The following is a 12,202-nucleotide window of genomic DNA, read 5'->3' as shown; positions in this document are numbered from 1 at the left end:
GTCAGGACGCGTTGCTGCCGGTCGCTGCGCGGTCGATGAAGATGGCGCCTCGTGTGACGACCTCCTCCCCGGTCTTGAGGCCCTCGACCACCTGCACGTTGTCGCCGTTGGTCAGGCCGAGCCGGACGTCCCGCGCCTCGATCGCGCCGTCCGCCCGGGACACCCAGACATGCGCCTTGTCGCCCTCGTAGACGACGGCCGCGCTCGGCACGCTCGGCGAGAACCGCTCGCCGCCGGTGACGATGGTGAAGTTCGCGAACATCTCGGGCTTGAGCGAGCGGTCGGGGTTGTCGAGCTCGCTGCGCACGCTGAGGCGCCGCGTCGCCGCGTCGAGGCTGGTGGCGATGTAGCTGATCTTGGCCCGGAAGATCGTGCGCGGGAAGCCGACGACGCGGGCGTCGATCTCCTGGCCGATGCGGATCTTCGGCACCTCGCTCTCGCGGACGTTGGCGATGAGCCAGACGGTGGAGAGGTCGCCGATCACGAAAAGCGGGTCGCCGGAGGACGAGATGTACTGGCCGACGCCGACCTTGCGCTGGACGATGGTGCCGGCGATCGGCGCGCGCACCTCGGTCTCGGCGGTCATGCGGCCGGCCTTCTCGAAGGCCGCGATCTCCTCGTCGGTCTTGCCGAGCAGGCGCAGCCTGTTGCGCCCGGCCTGCAGCGTCGCCTCGGCGGTCTTGAGGTCGCTCTGCGCGGCGATGACGTCGTTCTGCGCGGATTCGTAGTCCTTCAGCGCGGTGGCGCGGGCCTTGAACAGTTCTTCCTGGCGCCCGGCGATGTTCTGCTCGAGCTTGAACAGGGCCTGAGCCTTGTTCAAGCCGTTGAGGGCACCCTGGTAGTCGTTCTGGGCCTGGACCATGTCGCTTGCCTCGATGGTCAGGAGGACCTGGCCGGCCTTCACGTCGTCGCCGGCCCGCGCCAGCACCTTGGTCACGCGGCCCGAATAGGGCGAGGTGACGGGCACGTTGTCGTCCTCGTTGACCGCGATGCGGCCCTCCGCCGAGTATTCCGGCCGGAAGGTGATGGCCGCGACCGGCTTGATCTCCAGCGCGGTGCGCTGCTCCTTGGTCGGACGGAAGACGCGCTCGCCCGCGGCGGCGTCCTTCTTGACCTTCGCCGTCTCGGCGGTGTCGTCCTTGGGCTCGCTCTTGCCGGGCATTATGCCCTGCGCGAAGGCGACGGCCTTCTCGGCCAGGTCTCGCACCGGCTGCGGCCAGATCGCCACGGCGGCGACGAGCACGACGACGACCGACAGCAGAAGTACGAGGCTCAGCATCGTGCGGCGGGTCCGCTCGCGCGTCTCCTCGAACATGTCCCGGGCGGAATCCGCTTCGGGCTCAATGGGTGTGCGCGCGTCCATTCGGTCTCAGGCTCAAGCTCACGGTGCCGCGGGTGTCGTCGATCGTGCGCGAATCAGCGAAGCGAACCACACCGAGCGATGCACAGAACCACTTGTTCCGGCTTCTATAAGGCAAGGTCCGCGGCATCTTTCGAAGGCCCGGCGAAAGCCGTTCCATAGGGGTGGCACTGCCAAGCTTGAGCTGCGCTGGCAAGGGCAGGCCGAGCAAGGGCAGGCGGGACATGGCGAGACGCTGCGGCGAGCGCTCCATGCGTTCGATGCGGGATGCCTTCTATCCGGCGTCCGATGACACAATATGACGGTCCGCTAAGTGTCCTCATGAAACTCCCGCCGCGCCGTCACGGCCGGCGGAGAGACTCCCTTCGATCGGGAGTTTCGTGAGGTGCACCCGGTCATCCACCGTCCGCCCGCCAACAGCCCGACGAGCCACCATGTCCGACACCGCGCGCCCCGCCTCCGACAAGATCCCCGTCACCGTGCTCACCGGCTATCTCGGCGCCGGCAAGACCACGCTGCTGAACCGGATCCTCACCGAGAACCACGGCAAGCGCTATGCCGTGATCGTCAACGAGTTCGGTGAGATCGGCATCGACAACGACCTCGTCATCGGCGCCGACGAGGAGGTGTTCGAGATGAACAACGGCTGCGTCTGCTGCACCGTGCGCGGCGACCTGATCCGGATCATGGACGGGCTGGTGAAGCGGCGCGGCAAGTTCGACGCGATCATCGTCGAGACCACGGGGCTGGCCGACCCGGCCCCCGTCGCCCAGACCTTCTTCATCGACGAGGATGTCGGCGGGGCCGCACGCCTCGACGCCGTTGTGACCGTGGCCGACGCCAAGTGGCTCGCCGACCGGCTCAAGGACGCGCCGGAGGCCAAAAACCAGATCGCCTTCGCGGACGTGATCCTGTTGAACAAGGCCGACCTCGTGGAGCCCGCCGATCTCGACCGCGTCGAGGGCCTGATCCGCGCGATCAACCCCTATGCCAAGGTCCACCGCACCAGCCGCTGCGACGTGCCCCTCGACCAGGTGCTCGACCGCAACGCCTTCGACCTGTCGCGCATCCTCGACATCGAGCCCGACTTCCTCGAGGAGGGCCACCACCATCACCACGATGACGACATGCAGTCGGTCTCGGCAAAGATCGACGGGCCGGTGGATCCGGAAAAATTCATGCCGTGGATTTCGACCCTGACCCAGGTCCAGGGGCCGGATATCCTGCGCTGCAAGGGCATCGTGGCCTTCCCCGACGAGCCGCAGCGCTTCGTGTTCCAGGGTGTCCATCAGATCCTCGACGGGGATCTCCAGGGACCGTGGAAGGACGGCGAGGCGCGCGTGTCGCGCGTCGTCTTCATCGGGCGCAAGCTCGACCCGGAGGCGATCCGCGAAGGGTTTCTGTCCTGCAAGGCCTGAGATGAGGCCGGCGGCCGGGCGCCGGCGCGGTCGGCGGCTTAGCTCGGCAAGGGGTAAACCGCGCATGGCGGCTGCGGCGTCGCCGTCGTCGGAAACCGCCAATCCGACGGTTGACCGAACCATCGGCCTCATGGCGTGTTCTTCTTTCGTTCTCATTCGAGTCGAAGGACAGGTTCATGCCGACGAACGCGCCAACCGGACGGGAGGCACAGCCTTCCTGTCCGATCGAGACCATCGTCTGCGCCTATCTCGAGACTGCCCAGGGCGATGCCGGGTTGGCCCTGCGTTGCGCCGTCACCGACGCGCTCTCCGACCTGATGGAGGGCGAACGCCGTGCACGGGAACGCAGCCGGCTCATCTCGCGCGGCTTCGTGCGCGGGCGGCTGGACGATGGCGATCCGGTCTGACGTCCTCGCCCTGCAACCGATCTCCCGACCCTGAGGCCGATGCCGTCCCTATTTGCGAAAAAGCCGCCGTCTGCCCCTGCGAGGCGGTACGGCGGCTTGGACTCGATCGTTCGGCAAGGTTCAGCGCGGCGCGAACGGGCTCGGGTCGGAGCTCCGGGGCGCTTCGTCCTCCTCAGAGGTCTTGTCGGTCTTCGGCGGCGGCTTCTGGCTGTCGACCGGCTTGCTGGACGGGTCGCCCTGGCCGGGCCGGTCCCGATCCGGCGTGTCGCGGCCGACCTTCTCGTCGTGCTCCTCGATCAGGCTCGTTGCTGCGTCGCGGTCGCGTTCGCGGTCCATCGATGATCTCCCTCTGCGTGTCACGAACGGCGAACGCGGCCATTTGTTTCGCTGCGCGGCACATCGCCCGCGAAGCGCCGGCCCGTCGATGCCGTCGTCCGCCCGATCAGAGCTTCTGCAGGATCAGCACGTCCTGCATGTTTCCGTAGCTTCGCTCCTTGAATCCGAGCACCGCGCAGTCGGCCCGCCGTTCGATCCGCCGCAGCAGCCAGGACGGCGACGAGAACGATCCGCCGTAGCTCTGCTTGTAGAGGGACGAATGGATCGGCGTCGCAAAGTATCCGAAGCCGTCCTTCCGGAATTGCTCGACGATCGCCTTTTCGGGATCGAAGTTCGTTTTGATCTTCGCCTTCGTATCCTCGATGTGCCGAATGAACTCGAATTGCTTCGCCTTGAATTCCGGGAACGACGGCGAACGGACGACCTCGGCGGCATTGTTGCGGCCATGCGTGGTCAGCACGGCGATACCGCCCCGGGACAGGGCCTTGATGAAGAAGTCGAGGGCGCGCTCGAATAGCTTCCGATCGAAATGCGTCAGCAGCGAACCGACGAAGACGAGATCGAAGCTTCGGTTCGGGCTACCCCGGAAATCATGCGGGAAGGCGAAGGGTGTCGCGGCGAACTGCTTGACCACGGCTTCCTGCTTCGCCGCATCGATGTCGGCGACGTGGATGTCCGCATCGGGGAAGAATTGCGCGAGATGGCGCGTCACTCGTCCGCCGCCGCAGGGCAGGTCGAGGATCGTGTCGAACTGCGTGCGGCCGGACAGGATCATCGCCTCGGCGATGACGCGCAGGGCCGATTCCCCGATTTGCCGGTATGCGGCGTCGCCGCCGGGCTGCTCGGCCAGCATGTCGTCGTGCTCCGTCACGGCCGGGTCGACCGTGGCGCTGCGATACCGGCGCCAGCGCTCGGCCACCCGTTCGAGGGTCGCTAGCGGATCGCCCCAGACGCCGGCTTCGGCCCGGTCCCAGACGTGAACGGTGTGGCCGTCGGCCAACCTCCGCAACTTGGACAGCATCCGTTTTTCCCGCTTCCTGCTTTTCCGGGCCGGAGGGAGACAGCCCGGCGTTGAAATGTCCAGGGCTCCGCGTGCAGCCGGGTGTGCCGGCCGTACTTGCATTGGGATCGAAGCCGGCGGGCCGTTTCGCCGTGGGTGACCTATGCGCGGGCCGGCCCTGCGCGGTACACGGATCCATGCGCGCCGCCCTCGCCTCGCTCGTCCTGCTCGCCGCCGCCAGCGCGGCCGCCGCCGGGGTGACGCGCGACACGTTGTGGGTGGTGACGCGGACCTGCGTCGCGGCGCAATCCACCTTCGGAAAGCCCTTCCCCTGCCTCCGGGTCGACCCCGGCAGCTCCGAGAAACCCGGTTTCGCGGTACTGAAGGCGCCGCTCCTGAAGACCGAGGTCGTGGTGATGCCGACCGCCAAGGTCGTCGGCCTCGAAGAGGCGTCCCTGCGCGGCCCGGCGGGCGCCGCCTATTGGGGCGCGGCGATGGAGGCCCGCTTCCATGTCACTGACGCCCTGAAGGGTCGTCTCGACCTGCGTGACGTGGCGATGGCGGTGAATTCGCGGGGCGGCCGGTCGCAGGACCAGCTGCACATCCACCTCGACTGCGTTCGGCCGGCGGTGCGCGCGGCGCTCCACGCCAATGCCGGGACCTTCACCGGCGAGTGGCGGCCGCTGCCCTTCCCGCTCGAAGACGAGCGCTATTATGGCAGGCTGGTCCCTGCGGCATCCCTCGACGGCCTCAACCCGTTCGCGGAACTCGCGCGGCTGCCGGGGCCGCACGACCTGCGGCGCACGAGCTTCGCCATGGTCGTCACGGCGGCGGACGATCCGGTCCAAGGCGCCTTTCTCCTCGCCTATCGGGCAGGCGACAGCCACACCGAGTGGCTGCTCGATCATCACTGCACGATGGCCGACGAGACGGCGGTACGGTAGGCCGACGTCCCGCGACGGGCGGGGGGGCCGGCTTAGCGGCGGACCGACGCCGTCTTCCGCTTCACGCGCCGCCTGCGCTTCGGCTTGGCGCCGGCGACGGCCTTCGTCATCTCACTGACCGCCGCGCGCTGCTGCGCCCGGACGGCATTGGCGGCGTGGCCCATCCACCAGCCGGCGGCCTGGTTGGCGGAAGAGAGCCAGAAGCTCATCACGGGATTCTTCATGCGGCCTCCTAAAGAGGGGCAACGCCCGAGATGTTCGGACGTCCCAAGGATTCTCGGGAAACGCCCTTGGGTTCAGCTCTCCGCAAAGTATCGCACTGCCGGCCTGTTGCCGCCCTGTCGATCACGAAGTGATACAAATTCTTGACGGATATGTCTCACTCAGTGATACTGCGCATGTTCGGGTCATTGCGTGCGCGACGTTGCCGATCCAGGGCTTTATCGATCCGGTGACGGAAGCGGTATTTCGTGGCCGGCATCCGAAAGGCTTCCCAGCCAATCTTCTCAAGACGGCTCGGCGCAAGCTGAGGATGGTCCATGCAGCTGGCGAACTGGCCGATCTCAAGGAACCGCCGGGTAACAGGCTCCATCCGTTGAAGGATGATCGCGCCGGACAGCATGCCATCTGGATCAACGACCAGTTCCGGGTTTGCTTCCGCTGGACCGCACTCGGACCGGCCGACGTGGAGATCGTCGATTATCACTAGCGGGTAACGTCCAGCTCAAGAGGAGTCCCGTGATGGGCATCGCGTACGAGACTGACAAAATCCTGCCGCCGCTGCACCCTGGCGAAGTGCTGCGTGAGGAATTTCTGATCCCTCTCGGTCTGTCGGCCGGCGTGGTCGCGCGCGCCTGCGGCGTGCCCCGCACACGGATCGAGCGCGTTGCCGCGGAAGGCATCGGCATCACCACCGATACGGCGCTTCGGCTTGGACGGTACTTCGGCACCACGCCGCAATTCTGGCTCAACCTCCAACAAAGCTTCGAGATGGATACCCTGGCCCGCGAGATCGGCCCTGAGATCGACCGCATCCAGCCCTTGCGCCGGGCGGCTGCCTGACGCCGGTTCCTCGGCGTCTTTCATGAATCTCAACCATTCGATGATTGTATCGGAGCCTGTACGGGACCGCGCGTGAGCGGGACGGCGTTCCGGGTGTTGCGTCGGGCGGATAAGCGGAGTGCGTCGAGCCATGCCGTCCACGGCCGCCGCCCTGCCCTCGCGCGACAGCGCGGGCGCCTGGGCCGAGATCCCGGTCGTCGCGGCCCTCACGGGGTTCGCGAAGGTCTTGCTCGCGGCGTTCATCTTCTTCGCCTGCTTCGCTTTCTCCGACGTCGCGCCCTACGACGTCGTCGCCTTCCCGACGATGGCGCTGTGGTTCGCGCTCGGCATCCGGCTGCATCGTGGCGTGATGCCCCTGTTCGGTCTGCTGCTGCTCTACCTCGTGGCGATCGGCACCAGCCTGATGCCGTATCTGGCCGAGCCGTTCCCGGTCACCTGGACGATCCAGCTCGTCTATCTCGTGCTCACCGGCATCTTCTTCGCCATGCTGTTCTCCGACGACACCGAGAACCGCATGGATCTCGCGCTCAAGGCCTACACGGCGAGCTGCGTCTTCTCGGCCTTCCTCGGCATCGTCGGCTACCTGCAGGTGCTCGGCATCGAGGACCTCTTCTACAAGTACGGCCGCGCGTCGGGCACCTTCCAGGATCCGAACGTGTTCGGCTCGTTCCTGACGCTCGGCGCGCTCTACCTGATGCATGCCCTCCTCACCGGCACGACCCGGCGGCCGCTGCTGTCGTTCGTGGGGCTGCTGATCATCCTCACGGGCATCTTCCTGTCCTTCTCCCGCGGCTCCTGGGGCGGGACGGTGGTGGCGACCGGGCTGATGGTCCTCACGGTGTACCGCACCAGCGATTCGGCCCGGCTGCGCCGACGCATCGTGACCCTGACCCTCGTCACCGTCGCGCTCGGGATCGTCGCGGTGATCGGGCTGCTCTCGGTCGACCACGTCGCCAAGATGTTCGAGAGCCGCGCCTCGGTGACGCAGGACTACGACGAGGGCGAGACCGGGCGCTTCGGCAACCAGCTGCGCGGCATCGCCATGCTGCTCGAACGACCCTTCGGCATGGGCCCGATGCATTGGCGGCTGATCTTCCAGCTGGAGCCGCACAATTCCTATATCGGAAGCTTCGCCAACGGCGGCTGGTTCGGCGGCGCAGTCTTCATCGTACTCGTCCTGGCGACGGCGCATGTCGGCTTCAGGCTGACGACCTGCCGGACGCCGCTGCGTGCCCACGCGCAGGTGGTCTGGCCGGCGCTGCTGATGTTCTTCCTGCAGGCGATGCAGATCGACATCGAGAAATGGCGCCACGTCTACATGATGCTGGGCATGGTCTGGGGTATGGAGGCCGCCCGATTGCTTTGGCTCGCCCGCAACGCGCGCGCTCCACAGACCGAATCTGGGCCATTAACGACGCGTTAATCATCGTTAATTACCGATCCCGTTAACGGCTGCGCGCGCAGACACGGAACGTGCGTCGGGTGCGCGATGCCGGGAGCCCTCATCAGGTGACTATGTCTGCGTTCGGAGAAGCGGATCGTCTCGCCGCACTCCGCGGCCTGCATATCCTCGACACGCCGCCGGAAGAGCATTTCGAGGCCGTCTGCCGCACGGCCAAGCGCCTGTTCTCCGTGCCGGCGGCCTTCGTGTCGCTGGTCGAATCCGACCGGCAATGGCTCAAGACCGCCTGCCCGCTGATGCCGCAGAATCTGCCGCGCTCGGAGGCCTTCTGCGACCACACGATCCGCAGCGACGCCGTCTTCGTCGTCTCCGACGCCAGCCGGGATCCACGCTTCGCGGCAAGCGATCTGGTGGCCGGCGCGGCCAATCTCCGCTTCTATGCCGGCGCTCCGTTGATCCTGCGCTCGGGCATCCGGGTGGGCGCCCTCTGCCTCGTCGACACGACGCCGCGTGCCTTCTCCGATGACGACGCGGCGGCCCTGCGCGACCTCGCCGAAATCGTCGTCGCCCACCTGCACCTGCAGGAGGCCAACGCCCTGCGCGAGCACGAAGCCGCGGCCCGCACGGCCCGCGAACAGGTGATCGAGGCCCAGGCGTCCCAGCTCCGCATCCGGGAGGCCGCCCTCGGCGATGCCAACCGGCTGCTGACGCTGGCCGAGAGCATGGCGCATGTCGGCCATTGGCGGGTCGCCCTCTCCGACGGCAGGCCGGTCTGGTCCGACGGGACCTACGGCATCCTCGGCCTCGAGCCGGGCTCGCCGGTGCCCTTGCTCGGCAGCGCGCTGACCGAGGTCTACCATCCGGACGACCGCGCGCATGTCTCCGCCATCGTTCAGAATGCCATGCAGGCCGGTACCGGCTACGCCTACGAGGCGCGGGTCCTGCGTCCCGACGGAGAGATCCGCGACGTCACGGTGAGCGGGATCTGCGAGACCGGGCCGGAGGGGAACGTCACCGGACTGTTCGGCACCGTCCTCGACATCACCGAGCGCAAGGCCGCGGAAGCGGCGCTGGCCCGCAGCGAGGCGCGCTATCGGATTCTCGCCGAGGCGTTGCCGCTCCTGGTCTGGGCCGCGCGCACCGTGGACGGTACGGCGACCTACGCCAATACCTGGTTCAACGAGTATTACGGCCCAATCGGCCGCGAGCGGTCCGACCGCCGCGACCGTGCCCATCCCGACGACGCCGAGCGCCTCGATGCGGCCTGGCGGCAGGCACGGACCGACGGCACGCCGTTCAACGTCGAGGTGCGGCTGCGCCGGCACGACGGCGTCTACCGCTGGCACCGGATCGTGATGATCCCGATCGCGCCGTCGGATGACGGGGCGGCGGCGGAATGGCTCGGCACGGCGCTCGACGTCGACGACATCATCACGACGCAGAGGCGTCTCCAGGAGACCGGCGACCTCCTGCGCCTCGCCCAGGAAGCCGCCGACGCGGGGGCGTGGGACTACGACATGCTGACGGGGGTCGTCGCCCTCGACCGCGAGCACCAGCGGCTCTACGGCCTGCCCGACGACGGCCCGGTCGCGATGCCGGCCGCGGCCTGGACGGGCATGGTCCATCCCGACGACCGCAGCATCGTCTGGGACTCGGTTCGCCGGGCCGTCGATCTGCGCGAGGATTACGTTGCCGAGTACCGGATCGTCGCCGGCGTGTCCGAGCGCTGGATGCATGTCTGCGGCCGCGCGCTCTACGACGCCGCCGGCCGGCCGACCCGCATGGTCGGCCTGAGTTTCGATGTGACCGAACGCAAGCGCGCGGAAGCCGCGCTCCAGGCGGCGACGGCGGCGGCGGAGGCGGCCCGTGCCGAGGCCGAGCGCGCCAGCGAGGCCAAGAGCGATTTTCTCGCGGCCATGAGCCACGAGATCCGTACGCCGTTGAACGGCATCCTCGGCTACGCGGACCTGCTCCTCGAAGCCCAGCGACACACGCCGGAGGATCGCCGCCGGCTGGAACTGATTCAGGGCTCGGGCGCGGCGCTGCTGACGGTCGTCAACGACATCCTCGACTTCTCGAAGATCGAGGCGGGCCAGCTCGAACTCGATCCGATCGCCTTTCCGCTGCACGGGCTCGTCGACAACACGGTCTCGATCGTGCGCGGCAGCGCCCTCAAGAGCCCGCTCGCGATCGAATGCCGGATCGATCCGGCCCTGCCGGATTTCGTGTTCGGCGATGCCAACCGCCTGCGGCAGGTACTGCTCAACCTCCTGAACAACGCGATGAAGTTCACGCCGACCGGCTCGGTGACGCTCGCGGTCACGCACGAGGGCCAACGCATCCTGCCGACGGGCGAGACGGCGGAGGCGATGCGCTTCACGGTCACCGATACCGGCATCGGCATCGCCCCGGAGCAGTTGGAGCGGCTGTTCAAGCGCTTCAGCCAGGTCGACGGTTCGATCAGCCGACGCTTCGGCGGCTCCGGCCTCGGGCTCGCCATCTGCCGGCATCTGCTGACGATGATGGGCGGCGAGATCGGCGTCGAGAGCGAGGCCGGCATCGGCTCGACCTTCTGGTTCACCCTGGCTTTGCCGCGGCGCGAGGGCGTGCCGGATCTCGCCGACGCCGCCGTGTGCCCCGTCGCCACTGCGGCCGTACCCGAGAGCGAGGACGGCGAGCCCCGGGTACACCTACTCCTCGTCGAGGACGTGCGGATCAACCAGGAGCTCGCTCGCGCGGTTCTGGAGGTCAAGGGTTACCGGGTCGACGTCGTGGACGACGGTGCCGACGCGGTCGCCCGGGTCCGGGCCGCGGCGAACGGATCGGATCCCTACGACCTCGTCCTGATGGACGTGCAGATGCCCGGCATGGACGGCCTGACGGCGACACGCCTGATCCGCACCATGCCCGGCCATGCCGGCCAGGTGCCGATCGTCGCGATGACGGCGAACGTGCTGCCACGGCAGATCGACGATCTGCAGGATGCCGGCATGAACGACCATGTCGGGAAGCCGTTCAAGCGGCCGGAGCTCTACGCGGCCATCGATCTCTGGGTCGGCCGCGAGCGCGCCCGGCGCCGCGACCAGGCGGCTCCGGCCACGCTGCATCCGGAGGAGACCGAGCGCGGCGAGACGATCCTCGATGCGGACGCCTTCGCCAGCATCCGGGACCGCATGGGGCCGGAGCGGACGCAATCGCTGCTGATGCTGCTCGAGGCCGAATTGCGCGCCCGCTTCGCGGCGATGGACCTGCGCAGGCAGGCGGAGGTCGACAGGGACCAGCTCGCACACGATGCGCATGCCATGATCTCGGCGGCCGGCATCCTCGGCTTCGCCGGCCTCTCGGCGCTCTGCCGCGAGGTCGAGACCGCCTGCCATGCCGGCGACGATCTCGGTCCCCTGATCCGCCGCCTCACAGCTTTGCGCGGCGGCACGATCCGGACGATCCAGGCGCTTCGCGCGGCCTAGAACGCTCTCCGACCGGGGGGATGCCGTCGGTCGAAAGAAAGCGCGGCAGAACGAGAGCTGAGAGGCCCCGAGCCGATGCAATCGGATCGGGGCCTCTCAGGCTCAGTCCTCGCCTTCGGGGATCGGGTCCGCCGTCCAGGCGGTCGCGAAGGCCGCGAGGTGGCGGGCGTCGGTGAAAGCCAGAACCGTGACCTTGCGTTCGGTCGGCATCGCGCCGGGATACGGTGCGAGCAGCACCGATTCCCGCGAGAGCCGGGCGCCCGGCGTCTTCTCGTCGATCCAGGCCTGGGCCTCCGGCATCAGGGTTTCGGGGTCGGCGAGTGCGCGGGAATCCGAACGCAGCACGATGATGGTCGTGGGGAGCGACGGATTGCTCCCCCGGACCTGCTGTATGACGTCGATCATCGGGGGAAGGCCTGCCCTACTCGGCGAAGTCGTTGATCTGGACGGCGGCCTGGGTGTCGGTGAAGTTCGGAATGTCGCCGAAGATCTCCGGGCCGTTCGCCGCGGCGGCCGCCTTGAAGGCCTCGGCCGATTCGAAGCGCAGCAGCGCGATCACCTGGAAAGGCGGCGTCGTGCCGTCCGGCGTGGCGACGCCCTTGATCACCTCGTAGCCGTGCAGGCCCTGGGCGGACCAGCGCTCGCTCACCAGGGGCATGTGCTTCTTGAGATAGTAGTCCATGTCGAAGCGCGTGCCGGCTCCGGCGGGATACATCACGCTGATCAGGACCATGGCGTTCTCTCCAGTTTTTTGTTGGTGTCGCGGGGAGATAGAGCATTCGTCGTCCGTTGCCTCCCGGACGACG

General features: G+C 67.8%; 13 protein-coding genes. 7 read left to right on the top strand and 6 right to left on the bottom strand.

From position 1 onward, the window contains the following. Position 1: 1 nt before the first annotated feature. Entirely contained in the window at positions 2–1,363 is a 1,362-nt protein-coding gene (locus tag MFF07_RS13610; protein ID WP_238232197.1) for an efflux RND transporter periplasmic adaptor subunit, read from the bottom strand. Between the two features lie 431 nt (positions 1,364–1,794). Between MFF07_RS13610 and MFF07_RS13605 the strand changes: the two genes are divergently transcribed. After that, positions 1,795–2,778, top strand: coding sequence for a CobW family GTP-binding protein (locus MFF07_RS13605; RefSeq protein ID WP_147817121.1), 984 nt, complete (start codon positions 1,795–1,797; stop codon positions 2,776–2,778). Between the two features lie 176 nt (positions 2,779–2,954). After that, positions 2,955–3,185, top strand: a complete 231-nt coding sequence (locus MFF07_RS13600) for a hypothetical protein (protein WP_147817122.1) — start codon at positions 2,955–2,957, stop codon at positions 3,183–3,185. 120 nt (positions 3,186–3,305) lie between these two features. Here the strand turns inward: MFF07_RS13600 and MFF07_RS13595 are convergent, their stop codons facing one another. Then, positions 3,306–3,521: a hypothetical protein gene (locus tag MFF07_RS13595; RefSeq protein ID WP_147817123.1), complete on the bottom strand. Its 216-nt coding sequence runs from the start codon at positions 3,519–3,521 to the stop codon at positions 3,306–3,308. A gap of 106 nt (positions 3,522–3,627) precedes the next feature. Next, on the bottom strand, positions 3,628–4,542 hold the full coding sequence (locus MFF07_RS13590) for a class I SAM-dependent methyltransferase (RefSeq protein WP_187272516.1): 915 nt from the start codon (positions 4,540–4,542) through the stop codon (positions 3,628–3,630). A gap of 176 nt (positions 4,543–4,718) precedes the next feature. On the opposite strand from MFF07_RS13590, the gene MFF07_RS13585 reads away from it, so the two are divergent. Continuing rightward, the gene (locus MFF07_RS13585) at positions 4,719–5,465 is read left to right on the top strand and encodes a CDP-diacylglycerol diphosphatase (protein WP_147817125.1); all 747 of its coding nucleotides are present in this window, start codon (positions 4,719–4,721) and stop codon (positions 5,463–5,465) included. Between the two features lie 32 nt (positions 5,466–5,497). Here MFF07_RS13585 and MFF07_RS13580 read toward each other — a convergent pair whose 3' ends face one another. Further along, positions 5,498–5,689, bottom strand: coding sequence for a hypothetical protein (locus MFF07_RS13580; RefSeq protein ID WP_147817126.1), 192 nt, complete (start codon positions 5,687–5,689; stop codon positions 5,498–5,500). Positions 5,690–5,889: 200 nt separating this feature from the next. On the opposite strand from MFF07_RS13580, the gene MFF07_RS13575 reads away from it, so the two are divergent. From MFF07_RS13575 to MFF07_RS13560, 4 genes are all read left to right on the top strand, one after another. Continuing rightward, the gene (locus MFF07_RS13575; protein WP_147817127.1) at positions 5,890–6,174 is read left to right on the top strand and encodes a type II toxin-antitoxin system RelE/ParE family toxin; all 285 of its coding nucleotides are present in this window, start codon (positions 5,890–5,892) and stop codon (positions 6,172–6,174) included. A gap of 32 nt (positions 6,175–6,206) precedes the next feature. Next, on the top strand, positions 6,207–6,527 hold the full coding sequence (locus MFF07_RS13570; protein ID WP_147817128.1) for a HigA family addiction module antitoxin: 321 nt from the start codon (positions 6,207–6,209) through the stop codon (positions 6,525–6,527). A 130-nt stretch (positions 6,528–6,657) separates the two neighbouring features. Continuing rightward, positions 6,658–7,950, top strand: a complete 1,293-nt coding sequence (locus MFF07_RS13565; protein ID WP_147817129.1) for an O-antigen ligase family protein — start codon at positions 6,658–6,660, stop codon at positions 7,948–7,950. An 86-nt stretch (positions 7,951–8,036) separates the two neighbouring features. Continuing rightward, positions 8,037–11,396, top strand: a complete 3,360-nt coding sequence (locus MFF07_RS13560) for a PAS domain-containing protein (protein WP_373322348.1) — start codon at positions 8,037–8,039, stop codon at positions 11,394–11,396. A gap of 102 nt (positions 11,397–11,498) precedes the next feature. Here MFF07_RS13560 and MFF07_RS13555 read toward each other — a convergent pair whose 3' ends face one another. Together MFF07_RS13555 and MFF07_RS13550 are read right to left on the bottom strand one after the other, a co-directional pair. After that, entirely contained in the window at positions 11,499–11,801 is a 303-nt protein-coding gene (locus MFF07_RS13555) for a hypothetical protein (RefSeq protein ID WP_147817130.1), read from the bottom strand. 16 nt (positions 11,802–11,817) lie between these two features. Then, positions 11,818–12,129 carry an EthD family reductase gene (locus MFF07_RS13550; RefSeq protein ID WP_147817131.1) on the bottom strand — a complete coding sequence of 104 codons (312 nt, stop codon included), beginning with the start codon at positions 12,127–12,129 and terminating at the stop codon, positions 11,818–11,820. Positions 12,130–12,202 lie beyond the last annotated feature (73 nt).

It is taken from the genome of Methylobacterium thuringiense (genome assembly GCF_022179645.1).
Taxonomy (GTDB): Bacteria; Pseudomonadota; Alphaproteobacteria; order Rhizobiales; family Beijerinckiaceae; genus Methylobacterium; species Methylobacterium thuringiense.
This window is presented reverse-complemented; position numbering and strand designations above follow the sequence as displayed.